We start from the raw sequence: 21,827 nt of genomic DNA, 5'->3' as shown, positions 1-21,827 counted from the left end.
AGCACAAATGCCTCAGCAGAATCTTTCAATGCGAAAATCAAAGCCTTCAGAGCTTCTGCCAGAGGTGTCCGAGACATCAATTTTTTCCTCTTCAGACTCGCAAAAATCTATGCCTGACAAAATCATCCCCCAAGAATTAAACTTGATCCCCTTTTTTGAAGGAAGTATTGCTTGTTCCTGATTTAGCAAATTCTCCCTTTTGCGACTGGATTACATTTCCAGTCTGCTCCTTTACTTGAATACATGACCAGGGTATGTTTACTCAGAGTGATGAGTTGTTGTGGAATCATTCATTTAGCTGATCACTATCATTCTTTAATTTGCATACCGATTGGAACTTGAAGTCTTAATCTGGAAGACATGAATAGTTCTCAAATTCATCTTGCATTAACGCATATTCCGGTCATCCTTTCTCTTGTTGGGTTCATGGTATTGGTAGTTGCCCTCCTCAAAAGGAATGACATACTCATCAAAACAGCCTTTTATCTCCTGCTTTTTGCGGGTGTTTTTGCCGTTCCGGTATTCTTTTCTGGTGAAGGAGCAGAAGAGACCATTGAAAGCCTGCCCGGTATGTCGGAATCTGTCATCGAAAAACACGAAGAAGTTGCCAAAGTAGCTTTTGGGGTTGTGAGTGCTACAGCTATAGTTTCATTAATGGGACTGCTGCTTTATCGTCAACTGGGAATACGCCGGTTGATAAAGCCTTTTTTACTCATTCTGTCTCTGGCTACTGCCAGTATCATGTCTGTTGTGGCTCATCTGGGGGGACAGATAAGACACACGGAAATCAGGTCCGGATCGAATACACAAATGGAAAATGCATCGAACAGCAATTTGCCTGACAAGGGGAGTGATGATAATGAGTGATCTTATGGTCTTTTCGAAGGTTACCTGTCGATCATAATTTCCATTGAACACTATCATTTATTGAAGGCAATAGTGTTGGTAGCTTTCTTTCTAAATTTTCGAGATGACCCGCAATGCAGCTTCTCTTATATCAAACTGGCATTCAAACTACTCTTGGTTGGTAATTGTTATTTCAATTGGTTGACCGTAGATAGCTTCTAGCCGTTGTGTTGCATCTTGTCAAAAATGTTTAATTTAAAAAAACATCACTTTAAGTCGATTAGGCATGAAAAAAAACATAACCATCGACAATTACCTGGAAAGCCATTACATCCACCGAAGCAATTGGGTGCGGGCTGCTGTCTTAGGCGCTAACGACGGCATCATTTCAATTTCAAGCCTGGCTATAGGTGTAGCCGCAGCCAGCACAAACAGAGCCCCGATTTTATTGGCCACCATTGCCGGACTGGTAGCCGGTGCGCTGTCTATGTCTGCCGGTGAATATGTTTCGGTTAGTTCTCAAACCGACATTGAAAAGGCGGATATTGAAAGAGAGAAACAGGAACTGAAAGAAATGCCTGAAGCAGAAATGGACATTTTAGCGCTGATTTATCAAAAGCGTGGTCTGAAAAGAGAAACGGCGCGGCAGGTAGCCCAGGAGTTGACAGCCGCTGATGCGCTGGGCACACATATCAGGGACGAACTGGGCATTAATGAAGTAAGCCAGGCAAAACCTATGCAGGCTGCTTTTACGTCGGGTGCCGCTTTCACAGCGGGCGGACTGTTACCGATGTTGGTCACCTTTTTTGCACCGGTTCGTACTATGGAATACTTTCTTTATGGGTTTACCATCCTTTCTCTCGTCATACTCGGCGCAGTTGCCGCTAAAACCGGTGGTTCAAGCATCCCGAAGGCTATTGCGCGGATTGTGATTGGGGGTACTATTGCTATGGTTTTGTCTGCTGTAGTAGGTTATCTCTTTGGAGTTCAGGCTTAGGGAGCGTCATTTTAAATAACCAATTGAATTCTGGGTAGGATAATTCAGTTATTTCAACAGTGCACTTTTAACTGTTCGAATTGAATATAGAAAGAAACCAGGAGCCAGGTAACCACGGAATCTGGGGCACAGGCCACCGATGCCCTGGTAGTAACCAACCGCTTGAAATATGTTTAATCCTCACACAGCATTGCCGGCAGTTTGCCGATTTTAAATGGTCAGTCGCCTGATAGCTTAAAGTATTATCTTCAATATCACCAGTTGCTTTGAGTTATTTACAGTATGCCAGATGCTTGCATATGCAGTCTGTTTAACTAAATACTGATATGTCATTAATTCAGGTTTCTTTGTTAGTAGAGATTTGTCAGACTATTTCAAAAAGCCACGTTAGGGAAGTTTAGTGATATGAAAATTTTAATAGGCATGCATTTGAGCAGAGGATTTATTGATCCCATTCGTATTAATTGTTCAGGAATTTGTGTTGTAGATGATAATAAATGACAAGCTGTAAAAAATAAAATCCTGCCAGCTTAATATCGTCACCACTTAAAATATCATAATGAACAAAGCGAAATCATTTTCCGTATTACTAATATTCATTTTATCTCTTACAATTATTTCCTGTGGTCCTTCCATTAAAACGACCGGTTCGTGGGTAAATAGAGAGAAGCTGCCAGCAGAACCTGTAAAAAGTGTTTTTATTATCGCTTTTACCGACAATATTGAAGCAAGGGCTTATTTAGAGGAAGATTTAGCACTTGCGGCTCAAAAAAAAGGACTAAAAACATACAAGAGCATGGATGTTATCGGGGCTGTTGATATAAAATATATTGCACCGGTGAAAGAGGTATTCATGAAAAAACTACAGGCGCTTAACTGCGAAACAATTTTCACTGTTGCGCTGGTAAATTCGGAATCCGAAACAAAATATGTACCGGGAACTACAGTATCAGTGGGCTATTCACCTTACTCCTACGGGTCCTATGGCGGTTACGGCGGTTACGGCCCGCACAGCGCTTATGGGGGATTTGGCGGATACTATAGTTATGCTGTAAGTACCGTAGGTAGTCCGGGATATTATCAAACTGACAAAAAGTATTTTATAGAAGCAAAAATGTTCGATTTAAAAACGGAAGAGTTATTGTTTTCTGTCCAGACTGAAGCAAATAACCCTGCCTACATTGCAACATCAAGCAAGGAATACACGGCGGCAGTGATGAAAGAAATAAAAAGGCTGAACCTGCAGAAGAAATAAAAAATTAGGGCCTTAACCGATACACCTCAAGACCCTGATGGATAAACAATTGAAAGATTCATTGATCACTCCACTATTGACAGGGTTTCAGCGGAATTTCGACCATTTCCGGTGACAATTTGAGAGTCACCGTTCGGCAATAATTGTGGGATATACGTCTATTGAAGTTTTTTCGATCGCGCTATTCATGTCGCTTAGCTTCCTTCCTGTTGTTGATAGTAGTGGCAGAGTCTTCAATACGTATTTTTGGAGGAATGGCGGAAACTGATCAAAAAGATTTCTGCGTCAAACTTCTTTAGCAAAGCGTTATTCAAGCGCTGCCCTTCTGGCGACATCATAATAAGCCCTTTGCTTTTTAAGCTGTTTTCTATGCGCACTAATTCTTAAAAAAAAACTGACAAGGTCCTGATCGGGGTACATATCAATAAATCGCAGTGGCACATCTCCAGAGTTCCAAAAAGTATGAACAATGACGTGTGGCCATAGACGGTAATCAGGACCTGGGTATAATGATATCGGTTAATGCTTCCAAAAGGTGGGTAGCATAGGAGTGTTTCTTATTAACTGCTTGCATATTTTAGTTTATGTAATAAAGTTTTATTTATTACCGTAACGTTTATAAGTTCCTCATTGGTAATCGGGTCAGAGTGGCTGAAACTTTGTCCTGATTGCATAAGGTGACCTGCCACTTTTAATCGACGGGACTGATATCGCAAGAGTGCCTAGACTACATCACCTAATTGCATTTCATTAGCAACACAGTCAGACAATGAGCTGCATCCTCCAATGACGCGTAAAGCCTGGCGCATTAATGGCGTTGGTAAATGTGCGGCATCTCCAACAAGTGCTAATCTTTCGCAATAGTCAAATCTTTCCTACATTTGTCTTTCAAGTTGCATCGCGGCGCTTTGCGGTAAACGCAAGGCTGAGAAGCACCCGTGTACCTGATGCTGATCAAAAGTCGCATTGACTTTGCGCCTGGTAAGCTGTTTTGAACTTCTCCTTTATTTTAAAGTCAAACCTGTACCTTTAGCTTGCTTACCGTAACCGGACTTAAGTGATTTATCCTGAAAGATGCTTATGGAAGAGGTCGCATGAAAGAGTTATTCAAGAAAACTTAGCTGCAAAACAAATCTTTCCAGGCTATTGTTTCAACAAGTCATAAACAGATGCCGTGCATAATATTTATTCACGAAGATAATATGATCCGGAAGTTATGCTCTTACATGATTTTGTACCGTCTCCCGGGTTAAGGATGTATGTAAAATGCTTCCGGGTCATTCATTTTTATTTTGACCCTTTGCAACCCATTCCATTCAAAGCATATCCTCCCAAGCCTGAACAAGTACTCCACTTTTTTCTTCGGGAGCCATTCATTGTTGAGAAAAAGGATAATTCGTGGTTTAAGCCCTCATCCATCCTGTTTACTACCCAACAAACATCACTCGTTAAACAATACACAGATTATAACTTTATTGATTTACAAATTGTATTTCAACCGACTGCTATCTTTCAACTAACCGGTATCCCGGCTACAGCATTAACGAACCGGTTTTTGGATGCAACCTTGTTATTCCCTCCTACCATTCAGTCAACATTTTCCCGATTGCAGGAAGTGAAGCACTATGATCAAATGATCCTGATCCTTGAAAACTGTGCTACGGACTTGTTCCGGAAGGTGAAATCTGCTCCGCCAACTTTTGATGAAGCCTGCAGAAAAATGATTCGCCAGCATGGTAATATCATGATGGATGAATTGGCCAGAGAGGCATGTTACAGCTCCAAACAGTTTAAACGAAAATTTGCAGAAATGGTCGGCGTAAACCCGAAAACATACGCAAGAATTTTAATGCTGAACCGCGCTTATAACCTGCGTAATTGTTTTCCCGGCATGGATTGGAACATCATCGCCGCCAAAAGTGGTTACACCGATTACCAGCACCTTGCAAAAGCCTACAAGGAATTCAATGGTCTAACACCGTCAGAACTTCATAGCCTCGAACAGAAATCCCCTGAAAACATGCTGGGTCTAACAAAAAAACTTTATCACAAGAGGGCTACAGACTTTTCATAAAGGTTCAAAATGTCCCTTTTTTACCAATTATGCCTTCCCATCTGTTTTAGTTTTGTGTGGAAACTCAGACATCATACAATGTTTTACTTTATTCACTTTAGCAAGTTTAATTATGGCAACCCAATTATCTGCGCAAACAGAAACCCCTACATTTATGCTTGTTCACGGCGGCTGGCATGGAGCATGGTGCTGGAACAACGTTTTACCACTACTGAAGGAGAAGGGGATAAAAGCCTTTGCCATTGACCTCCCCGGGCATGGATCAGATAAAATGCCCATCGCAACAGTAAGCTTTGATGATTATGTTAACAAAGTGGTGGAATCTGCAAATAGCGTTCATGGTCAGGTTATTTTACTGGGACATTCAAGCGGTGGAACGCCTATCGCCCAGGCAGCGGAAAAATTATCTCCCGAAAAAGTTTCTTCACTGGTATTTCTGGACGCCTTCATGCCGCAAAATGGCGAAAATGTATTTTCTATAGTAGACAAATGTGCGGACAAATCCGGGGGAAGTAATGGCGGCGGGTTGGCCGGGAGTCTTATAGTCTCCGGCGATCAGAAGTCAGCCACGCTCGACCTTGCCAAAATAAAAGAGCTTCTCTATCATGACTGTACAGAAGTCGATGTCTCCTATGCAAAGGCCAATTTAGGGGCACAGCCAATGGGAACTCTTCTCACACCCGTTACTGTAACGGAGTCAAGTTATGGAGCAATTACAAAATATTACATCCTTTGTACCAATGCAAAGGATCTTGACAAATCCAAAATAGCCACTAATATGCCTTGCAAAAAAATCTACCGGCTGGCAAGCAGTCATTCACCGTTTTTCTCTATGCCAGACAAATTAGCGGACATACTTGAAGACGTTTATAAACAGTCCACAGGTGTAAAATTGAGATAATATGCAGTATTCCCTGGACAGTCAAACATCTTGTTTGGTTCACGGTAAGAGCCCATTTCCTGTTGCGAATTGAGGTAAAAACTTGAATCTTTAAATTCACATTCCTTGTGCACATTAACCGTTGAAGCCAAATCATCAAAATCTGTTCTTCTCAAGAATATTTAGTTAAGACATCAGTTCTTTATTGGCCAACCCAGCAGGTTTTTTTAGCTAAGCCAGTAGGTTTCTTATTAGCTAAGCGAGTAGTTTTTATCTATTAAGACAACAGTTTTTGGATGTCATGCACGAAATTCGTGTCAGATATACCGCATAAACGTTATTGCATTCAAATTGCTAAAATGAAATGGATCACCCGGGAACGACCGAAAATTGACCGAATAGCCTGCCCATGGTTAATCAAACGATTTATAGACAAAGAAGCTGAAATCATTTACGTGCCCTTTGATGAAGTGTTGCCAACAGCTGAAAAACTCAATGCAATACCTTTCGACATTCCCAATGTAGAGTTTACACATTATAACGACAATTGCACCTTTGATTATTTTATACAAAAATATCAGCTTGATGATCCGGCTCTAAATACTATGGCAGCCATCATTCGGGGAGCTGACACTGATCGTCACTACCTGGCCGTTCAGGCTTCCGGCTTATGGGCGATTTCCGCCGGTCTTGCATTCAACTTCCCTGATGACCAGGTATTACTGGAAAAAGGCATGATCATATATGATGCATTATATTCCTGGGCCAGACACCTGCAAAAAGAAAAACATACCCAACAGCCATTTGAAAGCTTATTACTGAATGTTTTCAATAATTATCTCAAAGGAACACCTGGGGATAAAAAAGTTCCCGCCTGGGTTGTGGAACTAAAAGAGATTATCCAGGATCATATAGATACCAATATCACACTGAAAGAAATTTCCAAAGGTCTCGATATAAATCCATCCTATTTATCGCGTGAATTCTCCAAATATTTCCAGGACCTCTCTTTTGGCGATTATATACGCAAACAAAGGATTGATAAGGCGATTGAATTTATGCAAACGCAACAGTATTCTCTCACGGAAATTGCTTACCTCACCGGGTTTTCAGATCAAAGCCACTTTACGAGGATTTTCAAACAACACACAGGAGAAAATCCATCTGCATTCCGAAAAAAGTTGCAAAAAAAGTAAATCCTGTACAAAAGATCATTTTCATTCTATTTCTCATCATGTTAAGGGAATAGCATTGCGTTTTGATCGATTCTGTAAATAATCACAGCAATAGAAAGCCGGGGTTTACTTACTAAATGCATCTTAACATGAACCAGCCTTCCTACACACTGAAGCAATTGGTATTATATTTTTTGAAGTTGGGAACCATTGGTTTTGGAGGCCCGGTGGCTCTTGTTGGTTATATGTATCGGGACCTGGTTGAGAAGCGTAACTGGATATCTGAAGACGATTACAAAGAAGGACTCGCTTTAGCACAATTAGCGCCCGGACCTTTGGCCGCACAATTGGGGATATACCTGGGATTCGTTCACTATCGTATTGCGGGAGCAACGCTTTGTGGGCTCGCATTTGTTCTGCCATCTTTTTTTATGGTGGTTGGATTGGGAATAGTTTATAAATTATTTGGGGGACTATCATGGATGCAGGCTGTCTTTTATGGTGTTGGGGCAGCAGTGATCGGTATCATTGTTCTGAGCAGCTATAAGTTAACCATCAAATCAATCGGCAAATTAGAGTTACCCTTAATAAAAAAGAACTGGCTCCTTTGGGTATTTTATTTTGTTGCTGCGGTTGTTACCATCATTACTCAAAATGAGGAAGTATTATTGTTTGTAATTGCGGGTCTTGTATATATGTTTGTGAAAGCACCTCCCAGGTGGGCCAAACAGCAATTGACAATAAATATCTTATTGTTGGGCATTCCTGGATTCTGGCAATTCGACTGGACAACGCTGTCCAGGATAGGATGGTTTTTTACAAAGGCTGGCGCATTTGTTTTTGGAAGCGGGTTGGCCATTGTTCCGTTTTTGCATGCCGGTGTCGTGAATGAATTCGGATGGCTCAATGAACAGCAGTTTCTCGATGCAGTAGCTGTTGCGATGATTACCCCGGGGCCGGTGGTGATTACGGTTGGCTTTATCGGTTATTTGGTTGCAGGCTTTCCCGGTGCAACCGTAGCAGCCGTCGCAACTTTTTTGCCTTGTTATTTACTTACCATTCTGCCTGCGCCATATTTCAAGAAAATTTCTAAAAATAAGTCTATCAAAGCCTTTGTAGAAGGCATCACTGCTGCCGTAATAGGCGCGTTATCGGGAGCGGTAATTGTCATTGCAACCAGGAGCATAATAGACATTCCCACGGCATTAATTGCATTGACAACACTCATTGCCCTCATCTATTTTAAGAAATTACCCGAGCCTTATCTTATCATGCTGGCGGCAATAGCTGGCTTGCTGATTAAAACCGTTATTTAATTCGCTGATTAAAACCGTTATCTAGTTTGCAGATCAAAACCGTGATTCGGTCTGCCATGCAAAAAAAAGATTTAACTGTTGATTGGTTGGCGATTTAATTGCTGATGAGATTGTGATTTAGGTTGCTGACTAATTTGTAGTGTACATGCTAATTACAGCCTTGCTTTACTTTATCAAACCTCGGCGTTTTTTGCATCTAGTTCCTGGATGGTTTCCTTTGCGGCTCTTAAGCGTATCTGCCTGTTTTTTTCTATCAACCTTGAAGTTGCAAGTTTCTCCAGTTTATGATGCAGGGGAATTAGGATTGCACCTATACATACCAGGCCTAACAGCATCAATACCGGGGAATGATTTGTTATTTTTTCAAGAAAGGGGTGCAGCAGTAAATTGAAAAATTCAAAAACCAGCAACAAGGCTATCACCCCAAAATAGTGAATAAGAGAAGGGCTGGTGATAAAGCTGCGGCTAAGTAGTAAATAGATGACGACGAGAGCAATTACACCGAGACCAATCAAAAAATATTGAATGGTCATTTGCCGCGCTTCTGCTGCCTTTACTCTTTCTTCCCTGAGTTCGCTTTGCCTTTGATCTTCTTCGAAGCTGATCAATTGAGTTTGTTGGGTCACCTTTGCGTTGTACAGACTATCATTGGCCACCCCATATATTTCATAATATTTGATCGCACTGTCACTGTTGGTTTTTTTGTAGATGTCGAGCAGGATTTTTGCGGGTTTCAGACTGTAATTGGAAAATGGTGTATTCTCCACGATGCCTATTGCCTTTTTCGCGTAAAACATGGCAGAATCTATATTTTTCTCACTAAGGAAAAACTCACACTTTGACGTATATGCCGCATTGAGTTGTCTTGCAGAATTTACCAGCTTACCCTGTTTGATTGCCATATCAAAATACCCTACAGCAAGGGCCGGATTGCCTAATCTTGATTGTATAGCCCCCAGGTTAATCAGGGTGTAACTGGCAAAATCGAAGTACTTGATCTGATGTGACAGTTCATAGTCATTCTGACCATATACCAATGCCGAATCAACCTGGTTTTTTGCCAGGTAGATCTCCGATAAATGTTGAAACCCCCACACCTTTGCCTCCTGGTATCCCGCCTTGTCAGCCGATTCTATAGACGCCTGGTAAAAGTTTATCGCTTTTGTATAATCGTAGAGATTAGTGTAGATAAGCCCGAGCATGGAGTTGGAAAGCGCGAGCAGCTTTTCGTTACCGGTTTGTTCAGCGATGGTTTTACCCTGGATAGCAAAGCGCAGCCCTTTTTCAATACTTCCCGATACACAATACATCTTGCCCATAAAAGACATGGCATAGGCTTCGCCGATTGGATAATTGTTGGCTTTGGAATAGTCAAGCAAACGTTGAGCATACAGAAGACCTAACACCGGGTTGGTCTCACCAATGTTTACTGTTGAGCGATAAAACAAATCAATGCGCGAATTGTCTTCTTTTTCTGCGGCAAATTTTTCAATCATCAGATCTATGTCGGACCGTTGCGAAAACACCGGGTTGAGACTTGCGAGGAGCAATAACAGGAAGCATAATTTTTTCATCTTTATTAATTTATTGTTTCCATGCAGCTACCGGCAATTTATCCCTATAAACCGGATTATTAGTTCCCATAGTAAAAATTTTCTTCACGTGTGTAAACTCAAACTTCTGACTGGTGATTTCCGCTAAATGTCTCATTTTTACATTTCAGGTATGCATTCCCCGGGCGGACAATTTACCGTTTGAGGTAATGAAGTTTTCAATTCAATCATTGATCTATGCTGGACATTGTTATTGAATCCCGGATTGCTGAAATCAGTAAATCCATGAAGGTCAAACGCATTCTTCCCTTCAGGTTAAGAAGAATGGTGGGACCTTTTATTTTCATGGACCATGCCGGACCGGTTGACCAGTTACCTTCAGTCGCATCATCACTGGATGTACTCCCGCATCCGCATATTGGTCTCTCAACGGTCAGCTACCTTTTTGGAGGCCAGGTTACACATCGCGATAGCCTGGGGGTTGAACAGATCATTCGTCCGGGTGAAGTAAACTGGATGACAGCAGGGAGAGGGATTGCGCATTCAGAGCGTTTCGAGGATCCGGCTGCGCTCGCAGGCGGTGACCTGGAAATGATCCAGACCTGGGTGGCACTTCCTGAAAAGGATGAAGAAGCCATCCCGTCATTTAATAATTACACACCTGAACAACTGCCGGTATATACTGATAAAGGTGTCTGGATGCGACTCATCGCAGGATCTGCTTATGGACTTGGGAACGATGTGAAAACAAACTCACCGTTATGCTATTTACATGTCGTGATTCAAAAAAATACCGGTTTTGCGCTTCCAAAAGAACATCCGGAACGCGGATTTTACATCGTTAAAGGAAGCGTTGAGATATCAGGAACCACATACAGGGAAGGTCAGATGCTTGTTTTCAGCAAAGGTGTTGATCCGCGCATCCTTGCCAAAGAAAATACGACGTTGATGCTTTTAGGCGGAGAACCGCTTGGCGAAAGGTTTATCTGGTGGAATTTTGTTTCATCGAGAAAGGAGAGAATTGAGCAGGCTAAGGAAGACTGGAAGCAGGGAAGAATTGTTCTTCCCCCAACCGATAACAAAGAATTTATTCCGCTGCCGGATGATAAATCGCGGCCGGCAGGCTCTGCCCCAAGACCCGAACCATTGTCGTAACCATGGCAGACAAGTTTAAGTCTTAAACCTTACTCATAACAATGGCAGAGAGAAAAGTTGCATCATTTCATAAGTTTTTTCATAGCAATGGCCATAAAAATTGCATCACTTCATAAGCTTTCTCATTGCAACGGCCGATCTAAAAGTTGTATCACCCGATACATGCTTAAACCTGGAAAGTTGCATACTTACCCTGACGGTGATATTGTTGGGTGATCAATTCCGGATCGGACCAGTCCATCTCTATAATTTGCTTCAAACCTTCAAGGAGGCAGGGATAGTTTTCAGGTTTTGAAAAGTAAAGATTTGCTCCCTCATTATAAGCACGGGCTATATGAGCCGGCGACATCGAATTGGTATACATCACAATAGGTAAGTGGCCGTAACCCCTTTCGCGAATGCCTTTCAGCCAGTCGAAACCGTCGTGTTTCGGCATATTGATGTCTAACATAACAAGGTCAAAAGAATTACTATCTGCTTTTCTTACCTGTTCGCAGGAATTACAATAGGAAACAGAAATACCGGGATCAATCTCCCTGACCGCTTCTGCTACAATTTCATAGTCATCCACGTCATCATCTATCACCAGAATTGAAAGCACTTTGTGTTTTGAAAAAGTCATGCATTTTGTTTTTAATGGGACAAGGTTTTATTCGTTACTATGTCTTTATAGATACGAGATTTTAATAGGTACAAGATTTTAATAGTTACAAAGTTTTAATAGGTACAAAGTTTTAATAGGTACAAAGTTTTAATAGGTACAAAGGTTATCAATACAAGGTCTTAATGGTTATAAAGTTTTTATAGATACAAGGTTTTAACAGGTCCAGAGTTTTAATAAACACAAATTTTTAAGGTACTAATTTAAGAACTTCGAAAAACTTTCATTATTAAATTCAATCAGGCAGGAAAGCCGAATCCGGTTGTTGAGAAACCGGTAACCATAAAATAATGCGCGTAAAGCTGTTGATTTCGCTTTCTGCTTCAATGAATCCGAAATGATTTTCAGCAATCTTTCTGCAAAGTGCCAGCCCCAGGCCCTGCCCGGGTGTCAGATCAAGTTTTCTGAATAACTCAAATATATGTTCCCCATACCGGGGATCAAAACCAATTCCTTCGTCTTTAATTTCCAGCTTTAGGTAATCCCTGTATTCATATTTGTCGCCGACACTTCTGAAAACGTTTCGCTTCAATACCGTTGAATGAATGGTCACATGTGCCTGGCTATCTCTTCTGAACTTTACCGCATTTGAGAACAAGTGATAAAACAACAGATGTAATTGCTCTTTATCGCCCTGCAATTCATGCAGGTTATTTTTTGTTAATATAAATAAGGCGGGATCAATTTCCTGGAACAATTGTTCTGTTGCAGTTGTAACCACTTCATCAAGGTTAACAAGGGTGAATTCATTTACTTTCTCATTGAGCCATAAATACTGCTGCAGCCCCCCGACAACCAACTTCATTTGATCAGTTGATCTCAGCAATTTGGTAAGCGTTGGGCTTTCGACTTCAGTCTTAAGTTTGTTTGAAAAGAGTAAAATCTTTCTTAACGGTTCCTTCAGGTTATGGGTAACGACATGGCTGAACTGCTTTAACTCATGGTTTTGTCTTTTTATTTGTTCCATCTGGCGGTCCAGATGCACTGTTTGCAATTGAAGTTCAGCTTTGGCCTCCAGTAAAGCGGTGTTTTCTTTTAATGCATTTTCGGCCGCTTTCCGGGCAAGCAACAACTCATCTTCAAATTTCTTCCGGTTCGGCACCACAATAAATGCACAACAGGTGAGGTTACGATTCTCAAACTCCAAACGGACAGCATTCAGCAAAACCGGCAGATGAATTCCATCACTGGTGAGTACTGTGATATAAATTTCCTCTGCATGTCCCTGCAATTTGACAAGGGGAAAAAAATGTGTCTGATAAAATATACGGGTTGAAAGCGTAAACAGGGTTTCAACATTTCGCCCGATCAGCGCCGCCCTCGGATATTTCAGTATAGAGGCGAGCGTATCATTTGCTTCATAGAGGACTCCTTCGTCAGAAAATGCAAAGTAACCACAGGGAGCTTTATTCAGAAGCGCGTCATTCATGCCCTTAACAGGAGATAATCTTTTATCAAAGCTACAGTTTCGCCCGGTTCACTCATGTGTGGACAATGGCCTGTTGCCTTCATTATACGCAAAATGCTATTTGGAAGATTTTTGTGAAGATACTCGCCAACTTCACGGGGTGCGATGAGGTCATCCGAACATTGAAGTAGCAATGAAGGTACTTTGAGTTTTGACAGATCATCGCGGTTATCCGAGAAGAAAGTTGCCCGGGCAAACTCGCTTGCTATCATTGGGTCAGTGCTGCAGAAGCTTTCTGTCAGCTCCTGGCCAAGCTCAGGTCTGTCCCCGTTTTTCATTATCTGCGGAGCCAGGAAATTCGCCCATCCGATATAATTCTTTTCCATGGTCTCAAGCAATCCTTCAATGTCCTTGTGGTCAAAGCCACCAATGTAACCATCTTTGTTTATGTAACAGGGTGAGGGGCCAACCATGATAAGATTGCTAAAAAGTTCGGGCTTTTCAATAGCCGCGAGCAGGCCAATCATACTGCTGACTGAATGGCCCACAAGGATTACATTCTTCAGTCCGAGGTTTTCTATTATATCCAGGATATCCTGGGCATAACCCTGTAACGAACTATAGCGTTCCTGGTTATAACTGGAAACATCAGACTTGCCCGATCCCACATAATCAAATAATATGATCCGGTAATTCTCTTCGAAATCAGGAGTGATAAAACGCCACATATTCTGATCGCAACCAAATCCATGAGCAAACATAATGGGCTGCATCCCTTTGCCGGAAATTTTCACATTGTTACGGGAGAGCACATCTTTTGCCATACACTAACTGTTTATCGGATTAATTGCCGGGAGACGCCCCCGGCAAAGATACCGATCTCTAAATTTATGCAAACAATATTAAGTATTCTGAGTATTATTGGGACACATACTGTTCATATGATCAGCGAAATAAATCAAACTGCAGAAGCAGGTATGACGATCCGAAAACCGGTAGCTGCGGTTTACCAGGCTTTTATTGATCCGGGTATCACCACAAAATTCTGGTTCACGAAAAGTACCGGGCGGCTTGACGAACATCAAGTTGTGACATGGACCTGGGAAATGTATAATGTGAGCACTGAGGTGGCTGTGGTTTCTTTACAGTCAAACAAAAGCATAAGCATTGTCTGGGGCGACTCTGAACATAAAACCAACGTTGACTGGACATTCACTTCACTGGATGATTCACGCACTTTTGTGCACGTGAAAAACTATGGGTTTACAGGTACCCCTGATGAAATCATCTCGCAGGTTCGGGATTCTACCGGCGGTTTTACTACGGTTCTGGATGGTTTGAAGGCATACCTTGAGCACAATATCGAACTTAACCTTATAGCGGATAAATTTCCCAAAGAATTGAGTGATCACGGGAAACAGTAGACGATTAAACAGGGATTATTTTAGGTTGGCAAACCCGGCCAGGAACGTTGATTGAGCCTCGTTCATTTTTTGCTTTGCCTCTGCCATTGAGAACCATCCGGCCTTATCTATTTCAGGAAAGGTTCCTTTTTTTCCTGATTTTGGTGGCCATTCTATTTCAAAAGTATTGCTTCTGATCTGTGTTGCATCGAGGTCACCTTCCACGGCCCAGGCCTGGACAATCTTACCGGCCTTCTGTTTTATTTCTCCCAGGTAGATGAAATTTCCCGTTAGCCGGCTCCCTGTTTCTTCTTCAAATTCTCTTTTTGCTGTTTCCAGGGGATCTTCATCAGCCTCTATTTCGCCTTTTGGAATCGTCCAGAATCCCTCGTCCTTTTTTGCAAAAAATGGTCCCCCGGGATGAACAAGAAAAAATTCGATGTCTTTCTTTTTATTAAACCTGTAAAGCAGTATTCCGGCGCTCCGTTTCATTGTGTAATTTACGGCAGTTCAGACATAATGCTTATTCGGTTCTAAGACTATCTACCGGATTCGACATCGCGGCCTTCAGGGTATGAAGCCCGACAGTTATCAGCGCGATGGCCATCATGCCAAGTCCCGCTATAGCAAAAATCCACCAACTGATCGTAGTCCGGTAAACGAAATTATCCAGCCAGGCGGATACTGCCCACCAGGCAATAGGAACAGCAATAATAAACGCTATAAAAACCAGTAAAATAAAGTCTTTGGAAAGGTTCGAGACTATGCCGCTTACTGACGCGCCGAGTACTTTCCTTATCCCGATTTCCTTTTTGCGGCTGTTGGTTGTGTAGATCACCAGGCCAGCTAAACCAAGACAGCTTATGAAGATGGCAAGACCTGTTGCCCAGCTCAATAACTGAGCTGTGTTCTGTTCCCTTTGATAAAATTTTGCGATGGTATCATCGAGAAAGGAATAGGTAAAATCTTCTTCGGGGTAAATGTTTTTATACAACCGGTTCATTGATGCCAGTGTTGATTTCCAGGTCACAGTTTTGTCGTTTGAAGGTTTAAGCCTGACATGAAAGAAAGAGCCTTTCTGTCCACCGAAGATCATGGCATTTATAGATGCGTGCATCGAGACGTCATGGAAGTCTTTGATTATGCCGACTATCGGAAGTTGCTTTTTATTCCAGATGAGAAAATGATTTACTGCCTCCGCAGGATCCTGGAATCCTAATGAACGTGCGAAGGTCTCATTGATCAGAAATTCCTTTAACGTATCACCGGGCATCACATTTCTACCAGCTACGATCTTCATCTTGTAAACGTCAAGATATTCCGGGTTACCCCAGCGCAATTGTACGTTTACATCAGGCTTAACTTCCCTGTTATTAATGAGCGCTGTTACATTGGTGAATGCAACACCTTCATCCGCCGGGGCAAAAAAGCCTGTGCTGGCTACTTCTACGCCAGGTAATGCTTTGATATCGTTAAGCAACCTGATCCTTTGCGAGGGCAACGTGTCCTTGGGAATAGTGAAATTTACCACCGCCTCCTTATCGAAGCCCATATCTGCTTTCAGCGAATAATTTATTTGTTTGCTCACCATGAGTGTCGCAATAACAAAAAACTGTGCGATCAAAAACTGTGATACTGTCAGGGTTTTTCTTAACCAGGTGTTGCGGGATTTTGAAGTGCCGCTAACCACCTGGTTTTTTAACACCAGGACCGGTTTAAATCCTGACAGGACCAGTGCCGGGTATAACCCTGACAATATAGTTACAGCGATGATCAGGATTGCGAAAAAGATGAGCGTTACAGGTTGATTGAAGAAATTAAATTCAAGTCCTGCCGGGATGAAACTGGCAAACATTTTAAGCAACACCGGGATCAGTAACACCGCGAGCACACCAGCCAGGAGCGTGAGTATAAAGGTTTCACTGAGGAATTGCAGTACCAGCTGTTTTCTTACTCCTCCCATAGTTTTCCTTACACCAATTTCCCTGGCCCGTTTTGATGCCTGCGCTGTCGTAAGGTTGATGAAGTTGATACATCCAAGTACCAGGAGAAAAGCACCTATGGCCAGCAATCCATATAATGTAGGTTTATGTCCCAGCCTCTGCCCCACCGCAGGATATTTTTCATTAAAATGAATATCATCCAAAGGTTGCAGTTTAAACGCGAGGGTGTTTGCTGCATTCAGGTTAGCATCCTTATTGTATTTTTTTAACAGGGCCGCAAATTGCGATTCCGTGCCGGCTACGGTACCACCCGGCGCAAGCTTTATATACAACTGAGAATAAGCCATCCAGTCGTTCCACACTGTCATCATGAAGTTATTCTGCAATCTTGTTTCTGCGATTGTGGGATAGGAGATAAACTCAGATGAACTGAAAATAGTGTTTTGATTGAGGTCGCGAACAATTCCTGCCACCTTCACCGTCAATTCCTTGTTGTACACGATCTGCGAGCCAACAATTTCATCGTAGGACTTGCCGGAAAAATATTGTCCTGCCCGCGTTTCAGTAAGTACTACTTGAAAAGGGGACGACATCACTTCTGGTGAACCTGCCAGCCATTTATAACCCAGCAATCCGAAATATTCATTGTTGGTAAATATTATACCTTCCTGCTGTTTGATAACGAGGTCCGGGCTGCTGGGTTTTCGCACGTTTACCAGCACTTTGGAATTGCCCTGGAAATGCATAACCGGTACTGAAGATTCGACTCCGGTCAATTCGTTTTTTATGGCATTATGGAGAGGAGCCGGCACCCCTGTGCTAAAACCCTCGCTTCCATTAAATTTTGCTTCAATTACTACCCGGTAAATGCGATCCCTGTCTGCCTGGAATTTTTCAAAACTAAATTCATAATAGACGATCATGAAGATCACCAGTGACGCAGTTATACCTATCGCCAGTCCAGAGATATTTATAAGTGAGAAAAGTTTATTGTGCCTGAAATTCCGGACAGCGGTCAGCAGATAGTTTCTGAACATAGTGATGGCTTTGATGTGAGTAAAACACATCGCTACCAAAACAAAGTATGTGCCCATTCATGAGCGTTTATCTATCAATTGGTTGGAGTACCCGTTTAGATGTTTGTGTACGAAATCGATACAATCGCTGTCCGAAAAAAATGACGCCCGCGGAAGCTTTAAATAAGGTCCCATTTTTTGCGGTACTCCCGATGCAGGAGGCTGTTCGCCTCTTTATCATGACGGAACTTTTCCTTTTTACTGTTCCACTCGAGTTTGCGGTTAAGCTGGTAAGAAATTAAGCCAAGGTGCATAGGCAAAGTCATTTTGCGGGCATACTCAAGGTTTGACTCTGGTTGCTGACGTGACTTAACCGAGTTTACAAAATTTCGCTGGTGGCCCGGGGAGCGGGTGACTGTAACCGGTAGTCCGGGTATATCCGTCACTGTTTCCCCGTTGATAGTGATCTCTTTGGTATTGTAATCGCAGATGAGTGTACCCTTGTCCCCTTCGAAATAAGCCCCGATCGCCCGTTTGGCAGCGCCTGGCACATCGGGTGGGGTATGTGTCCAGAATATTTTCAGGTCCTCGAATTCGTAGTCGACATCAATCCATTTGGGCGCATCCCCTATACCGGTTTGTGCTTCACCACGGGCAGCAATTGTTTTCAATCCTTTGGGATCGAGGGACCAGAAAACAATGTCAGCAATGTGGCACCAGAAGTCGGCGAATACACCGCCCGAATAATCTTTGAAATACCGGTAAGTAAAATGTGAACGTTGGGCAACATAGTCCGTATAAGGTGCGGGTCCGAGCCACATGTCCCAATCGAAGCCAGGCGGTGGGGCTGTCACGACCGCAGGACCAAGTTCGGGTGGGAAACCAGTTTTCCATAGCCTTACCGTATGCACCTTACCTATTGCTCCGGACTTAATGATTTCCACAACCCGGTGATAATTGTCGGTTGCATGTATCTGGTTACCCAGTTGAAAAATACGTTTGTGTTTGTTAAGCGCTTTGAGCATCATCTGGCCTTCGCGTACATCATAAGACAGCGGTTTCTCTCCGTACACATCTTTACCTGACTGAAACGCCAGTATTGCGATCTGTGCGTGCCAATGATCAGGTGTTGCACAGGAAATGGCATCGATGTCCTTACGTTCAAGGACTCTTCTGAAATCACTGTAACCATCGGCCTTGCCTTGTGGACGCAAACCCTGTAGCGTTTGCATGGTGCTGTCAAGATGGCCCTTATCGAGATCGCATAGGGCTACAATATCAACTTCAGGGATCTCTGAAAACCATTTCATATGATTGTTGCCCATGCCTCCGAGACCAATATGCGCGATGCGCAACCTGTCGCTCGGTGCAACCCGGGCAAAGCCAGGGATAATTGCAAATCCCAAGGCGGCAGTTCCACTGATTTTCATAAACTTCCTGCGATCAATAGAATGAGTCATAAGCTAAAATTGGAACCTGAGGTTTGGATTGAGATCAAATTTGTATTGGGAAGATAAGTTAAAACAAATTCCGGTTCAGCGTTCACCTGATATAATTAAAAACGCGTCCGGAAAGAATGTTCCGAACGCGTTTTTCGTAATCCACTGTTTATGTTTAATAATCCACTACTTGTGACTTTCGATGCCCCCGGCAGTAGATAGAGTGCTTTATGTTGAAGTCTTAATTGAAATGTCTTATACTAAAAGTCTTTAATTTTTGAGGATCTTGAATTCAACCCTCCTGTTTAATTGCCTGTTCTCATCTGTGTCATTAGGTACTTCAGGTCTTGTTTCGCCATAACCCTGTGAGATGATGCGGCTCGCGGCAATGCCTTTTGACAAAATATACTCACGAACTGACCTTGCCCGGTCGTCACTTAGTCTGAAATTATATTCATCCGAACCTTTGCTGTCGGTGTGTGCGCTCATCTCAATTTCGATCGCAGGATTTTCGCTCAGGAGGGTAACGACCCTGTCGAGTTCAACAAAAGACTCGGGGCGCAGAAAACTTTTATCGAAATCAAAGAAGACGTTATTCAATCTAACCACCTGGCCAATCTCTATCGGCACGAGGTAAAGGTCCTTATGTATTTCGCGATTGCCGGCTTTTACCAGGGAATCAAGATTCAGATTTTCGGATACCGCAAAGAACTTATCGGCTCTTGCGCGGATACTGTAATTTTTGTCATAAGGCAGTACGATCTTGAATGAGCCGTCTACCTCACTTGATATGCCATTGCCCGCTTCGACACCGTCAGGCAGTGTTTCATAAACGAGGGAGGCGCTCAAAGGTTGCTTTGTTTTTTGATTGTACACATTGCCGCTCACCAGCAACACCGGGTTTGGCTTTTCTTTTTCCAACAGTTTCACTCTTACGATATCGCTTTCGCCGAAGCCATCCAGTTTTGTTGTGAGGTAAGCGTATTCCCCGCCTGCATCAAGGGTAAAAAACGCATCCCAGTCAGGCGTATTAATCGGGCTTCCGAGGTTAACCGGGTCGCTCCATTTCTGCCAGGTTTTATCGAGGCGCCTGGTCATCCATATATCATTGTCACCTAAGCCGCCGGGCCTGTCGCTGCTGAAATATAGGGTTACACCGTCAGAAGCGATATAGGGTGTCATCTCATTTTTTCCCGGCAGATTCAATTTCTTTCCAAGACTTTTCGGTTCGGACCACGTACCGTCTTCGAGGAGGAAACTGACATACATGTCATTGAAGCTGCTTTTCTCATCGGGGGTCATATAAAAGAGTAAGGTTTGCCCGTCGTTTGCCATGGAGGCGCCTGATTGCAGACCCCGATCATATTTATGGTATCCGCGGATCTGGAGCATCTGGGGATTGCTCCACTTCCCGTTTTTTTTACGGTGGCTCATACTGACACCTTTGCCTTCAAATCCGCCTTCCGTAAACGCTCCTCTTATTAATATCCTGTTTTTGTCGGGCGATATCCAATACACCGCGTTGTAAAAAACAGTATTGATAGGATCCCTGAGGTGACGTGCTTCACTCCAGCGACCGAGGCTGTCTCTTTCCGAGTACCAGATATCCTGGGAGTTCGGGATCGAGCTGTATTTAGTGTTGGCAGGATGGTTTTCTGTGATAAAAAAAAGAAGATTTCCGTCCGCAGAGATGGTCGGCCTGAGTTCATGAAGGTCCGAGTTAATGTTTTCTCCGAGATTTTCGATTTTCAGGATAGTCGAGGCAAATATGACCTTATCCTTTTGTTCTTTCAGGCCGGCGGTGTCTGGTGTTGATGTTTGGGCCACGGCGAGGTTAACACAGGCAGCGGCAAGAAAAAAAGAGTAGACTTTTTTCACGGGGGTTGGATTTAGGTACAATAACGCAGAAAATAACAAAATAATACTTAGAAATGCAACCGCTATAACCGTTAGCTGTGAGGAAAATGTGCGGACTTATGCCCCGAGGGGTCAGTTTGTTGTCAAAATCTGGCTGAAATGACGTATATTTAAGCGTTCCCAGGAGCGTAACTGATTGATCTTCAATTAAAGGGCTGAAAATAGAAGATAAAGTCGGGGCGCAAATTCTGAAAATAAGCCCACAAAAAAACAAATGTTTGTTATGACAAATGACCAGATTGAGAAATTCCTGTCCGATGTTACACTCGACAAATCTCCGGTTCAGATCAGTTTCAAAACCAGGAATACTATCCTGGGAATGTTCATCAAAACTGCAGATTATGCAGAATTGAAATCGAAGAACTTCTGGAGGATTGTGAACGAGACTAATATGGAAAGCTATAAAAAGTCAGGAGATATTAATTTGGCAAGAATCTTCAGTGGTATGGAATTCACCAGGCTGAAGCTCGCTGCAACAGAAAAGATATAACCGTATAGATCAGATCTGACAGGTGTTCTTCCCCAGGGGGAAGGTAGCTTCTGATTGCCTGTTAGCAACGAGGAGAATTTCATCTGATTGCCTGTTAGGAATGTGGAGAATCTTATCTTATTGCCTTTTGGCACACAGGTAGATTATATTTCATTGCCTGTCGGCAAATGGCAGGAGAGATTCTCGTTGCAGCCTTATCCCGGGTACACAATCGTTGCCTGCCAGTTAATTTATTTTCCAACTTATCCGTATTCCCTCACCATCCGGGCTTCATTGAGCCCGGAGCCCCCCGTTGTTCC

The 21,827-nt window shown here is 42.8% G+C and carries 20 protein-coding genes; 12 read left to right on the top strand and 8 right to left on the bottom strand.

Going from position 1 to position 21,827, the window contains the following annotated elements; genetic code table 11:
- Positions 1–36 precede the first annotated feature (36 nt).
- From ACX0G7_RS26255 to ACX0G7_RS26220, 8 genes are all read left to right on the top strand, one after another.
- Positions 37–117: a hypothetical protein gene (locus ACX0G7_RS26255; protein WP_458926519.1), complete on the top strand. Its 81-nt coding sequence runs from the start codon at positions 37–39 to the stop codon at positions 115–117.
- A 243-nt stretch (positions 118–360) separates the two neighbouring features.
- On the top strand, positions 361–867 hold the full coding sequence (locus tag ACX0G7_RS26250) for a DUF2231 domain-containing protein (protein ID WP_458926518.1): 507 nt from the start codon (positions 361–363) through the stop codon (positions 865–867).
- A gap of 265 nt (positions 868–1,132) precedes the next feature.
- A complete protein-coding gene (locus tag ACX0G7_RS26245) occupies positions 1,133–1,843 on the top strand; it encodes a VIT1/CCC1 transporter family protein (protein ID WP_458926517.1) in 711 nt (236 codons plus the stop codon).
- 559 nt (positions 1,844–2,402) lie between these two features.
- Positions 2,403–3,098 carry a hypothetical protein gene (locus ACX0G7_RS26240; RefSeq protein ID WP_458926516.1) on the top strand — a complete coding sequence of 232 codons (696 nt, stop codon included), beginning with the start codon at positions 2,403–2,405 and terminating at the stop codon, positions 3,096–3,098.
- A gap of 1,216 nt (positions 3,099–4,314) precedes the next feature.
- Positions 4,315–5,172: an AraC family transcriptional regulator gene (locus ACX0G7_RS26235; RefSeq protein WP_458926515.1), complete on the top strand. Its 858-nt coding sequence runs from the start codon at positions 4,315–4,317 to the stop codon at positions 5,170–5,172.
- Between the two features lie 112 nt (positions 5,173–5,284).
- Positions 5,285–6,073, top strand: coding sequence for an alpha/beta fold hydrolase (locus ACX0G7_RS26230; RefSeq protein WP_458926514.1), 789 nt, complete (start codon positions 5,285–5,287; stop codon positions 6,071–6,073).
- A 338-nt stretch (positions 6,074–6,411) separates the two neighbouring features.
- Positions 6,412–7,248 carry a chromate resistance protein ChrB domain-containing protein gene (locus tag ACX0G7_RS26225; RefSeq protein WP_458926513.1) on the top strand — a complete coding sequence of 279 codons (837 nt, stop codon included), beginning with the start codon at positions 6,412–6,414 and terminating at the stop codon, positions 7,246–7,248.
- Positions 7,249–7,376: 128 nt separating this feature from the next.
- On the top strand, positions 7,377–8,543 hold the full coding sequence (locus ACX0G7_RS26220; RefSeq protein WP_458926512.1) for a chromate transporter: 1,167 nt from the start codon (positions 7,377–7,379) through the stop codon (positions 8,541–8,543).
- 173 nt (positions 8,544–8,716) lie between these two features.
- On the opposite strand, the gene ACX0G7_RS26215 is transcribed toward ACX0G7_RS26220, so the two are convergent.
- Positions 8,717–10,117 (bottom strand): hypothetical protein, encoded by a 1,401-nt coding sequence (locus ACX0G7_RS26215; protein ID WP_458926511.1) that lies wholly within the window; start codon positions 10,115–10,117, stop codon positions 8,717–8,719.
- A gap of 216 nt (positions 10,118–10,333) precedes the next feature.
- Here ACX0G7_RS26215 and ACX0G7_RS26210 point away from each other — a divergent pair, with 216 nt between their 5' ends.
- Positions 10,334–11,251, top strand: coding sequence for a pirin family protein (locus ACX0G7_RS26210; RefSeq protein ID WP_458926510.1), 918 nt, complete (start codon positions 10,334–10,336; stop codon positions 11,249–11,251).
- A gap of 166 nt (positions 11,252–11,417) precedes the next feature.
- Here the strand turns inward: ACX0G7_RS26210 and ACX0G7_RS26205 are convergent, their stop codons facing one another.
- From ACX0G7_RS26205 to ACX0G7_RS26195, 3 genes are all read right to left on the bottom strand, one after another.
- Complete coding sequence (locus tag ACX0G7_RS26205) at positions 11,418–11,873, bottom strand: response regulator (RefSeq protein ID WP_458926509.1); 456 nt, start codon at positions 11,871–11,873, stop codon at positions 11,418–11,420.
- Between the two features lie 274 nt (positions 11,874–12,147).
- Entirely contained in the window at positions 12,148–13,341 is a 1,194-nt protein-coding gene (locus tag ACX0G7_RS26200; RefSeq protein WP_458926508.1) for an ATP-binding protein, read from the bottom strand.
- A complete protein-coding gene (locus tag ACX0G7_RS26195) occupies positions 13,338–14,144 on the bottom strand; it encodes an alpha/beta fold hydrolase (protein WP_458926507.1) in 807 nt (268 codons plus the stop codon). Before ACX0G7_RS26195 ends, ACX0G7_RS26200 begins: the two co-directional genes overlap by 4 nt.
- 66 nt (positions 14,145–14,210) lie before the next feature.
- Here ACX0G7_RS26195 and ACX0G7_RS26190 point away from each other — a divergent pair, with 66 nt between their 5' ends.
- Positions 14,211–14,744, top strand: coding sequence for an SRPBCC family protein (locus tag ACX0G7_RS26190; protein WP_458926506.1), 534 nt, complete (start codon positions 14,211–14,213; stop codon positions 14,742–14,744).
- Positions 14,745–14,759: 15 nt separating this feature from the next.
- Here ACX0G7_RS26190 and ACX0G7_RS26185 read toward each other — a convergent pair whose 3' ends face one another.
- The 4 genes from ACX0G7_RS26185 to ACX0G7_RS26170 form a co-directional block, all read right to left on the bottom strand.
- Positions 14,760–15,215, bottom strand: coding sequence for an NUDIX domain-containing protein (locus ACX0G7_RS26185; protein WP_458926505.1), 456 nt, complete (start codon positions 15,213–15,215; stop codon positions 14,760–14,762).
- Between the two features lie 31 nt (positions 15,216–15,246).
- Positions 15,247–17,760, bottom strand: a complete 2,514-nt coding sequence (locus ACX0G7_RS26180) for an ABC transporter permease (protein WP_458926504.1) — start codon at positions 17,758–17,760, stop codon at positions 15,247–15,249.
- A gap of 101 nt (positions 17,761–17,861) precedes the next feature.
- Positions 17,862–19,142 (bottom strand): Gfo/Idh/MocA family protein, encoded by a 1,281-nt coding sequence (locus ACX0G7_RS26175; RefSeq protein ID WP_458926503.1) that lies wholly within the window; start codon positions 19,140–19,142, stop codon positions 17,862–17,864.
- Between the two features lie 249 nt (positions 19,143–19,391).
- Positions 19,392–20,999: an OmpA family protein gene (locus ACX0G7_RS26170; RefSeq protein WP_458926502.1), complete on the bottom strand. Its 1,608-nt coding sequence runs from the start codon at positions 20,997–20,999 to the stop codon at positions 19,392–19,394.
- A 262-nt stretch (positions 21,000–21,261) separates the two neighbouring features.
- Between ACX0G7_RS26170 and ACX0G7_RS26165 the strand changes: the two genes are divergently transcribed.
- A complete protein-coding gene (locus ACX0G7_RS26165) occupies positions 21,262–21,528 on the top strand; it encodes a short-chain dehydrogenase (RefSeq protein ID WP_458926501.1) in 267 nt (88 codons plus the stop codon).
- Between the two features lie 87 nt (positions 21,529–21,615).
- A partial coding sequence (locus ACX0G7_RS26160; RefSeq protein ID WP_458926500.1) for a hypothetical protein occupies positions 21,616–21,827 on the top strand: 212 nt, incomplete at its 3' end.

This window comes from Flavitalea antarctica, assembly GCF_054461535.1.
This window is presented reverse-complemented; position numbering and strand designations above follow the sequence as displayed.

Bases quoted from the DNA above. Each gene is read 5' to 3' on its own strand.
- ACX0G7_RS26250 (WP_458926518.1), top strand. From the start codon at position 361: ATGAATAGTTCTCAAATTCATCTTGCATTAACGCATATTCCGGTCATC.
- ACX0G7_RS26245 (WP_458926517.1), top strand. From the start codon at position 1,133: ATGAAAAAAAACATAACCATCGACAATTACCTGGAAAGCCATTACATC.
- ACX0G7_RS26240 (WP_458926516.1), top strand. From the start codon at position 2,403: ATGAACAAAGCGAAATCATTTTCCGTATTACTAATATTCATTTTATCT.
- ACX0G7_RS26235 (WP_458926515.1), top strand. From the start codon at position 4,315: ATGCTCTTACATGATTTTGTACCGTCTCCCGGGTTAAGGATGTATGTA.
- ACX0G7_RS26230 (WP_458926514.1), top strand. From the start codon at position 5,285: ATGGCAACCCAATTATCTGCGCAAACAGAAACCCCTACATTTATGCTT.
- ACX0G7_RS26225 (WP_458926513.1), top strand. From the start codon at position 6,412: ATGAAATGGATCACCCGGGAACGACCGAAAATTGACCGAATAGCCTGC.
- ACX0G7_RS26220 (WP_458926512.1), top strand. From the start codon at position 7,377: ATGAACCAGCCTTCCTACACACTGAAGCAATTGGTATTATATTTTTTG.
- ACX0G7_RS26215 (WP_458926511.1), bottom strand. From the start codon at position 10,117: ATGAAAAAATTATGCTTCCTGTTATTGCTCCTCGCAAGTCTCAACCCG.
- ACX0G7_RS26210 (WP_458926510.1), top strand. From the start codon at position 10,334: ATGCTGGACATTGTTATTGAATCCCGGATTGCTGAAATCAGTAAATCC.
- ACX0G7_RS26205 (WP_458926509.1), bottom strand. From the start codon at position 11,873: ATGACTTTTTCAAAACACAAAGTGCTTTCAATTCTGGTGATAGATGAT.
- ACX0G7_RS26200 (WP_458926508.1), bottom strand. From the start codon at position 13,341: ATGAATGACGCGCTTCTGAATAAAGCTCCCTGTGGTTACTTTGCATTT.
- ACX0G7_RS26195 (WP_458926507.1), bottom strand. From the start codon at position 14,144: ATGGCAAAAGATGTGCTCTCCCGTAACAATGTGAAAATTTCCGGCAAA.
- ACX0G7_RS26190 (WP_458926506.1), top strand. From the start codon at position 14,211: ATGCAAACAATATTAAGTATTCTGAGTATTATTGGGACACATACTGTT.
- ACX0G7_RS26185 (WP_458926505.1), bottom strand. From the start codon at position 15,215: ATGAAACGGAGCGCCGGAATACTGCTTTACAGGTTTAATAAAAAGAAA.
- ACX0G7_RS26180 (WP_458926504.1), bottom strand. From the start codon at position 17,760: ATGGGCACATACTTTGTTTTGGTAGCGATGTGTTTTACTCACATCAAA.
- ACX0G7_RS26175 (WP_458926503.1), bottom strand. From the start codon at position 19,142: ATGACTCATTCTATTGATCGCAGGAAGTTTATGAAAATCAGTGGAACT.
- ACX0G7_RS26165 (WP_458926501.1), top strand. From the start codon at position 21,262: ATGACAAATGACCAGATTGAGAAATTCCTGTCCGATGTTACACTCGAC.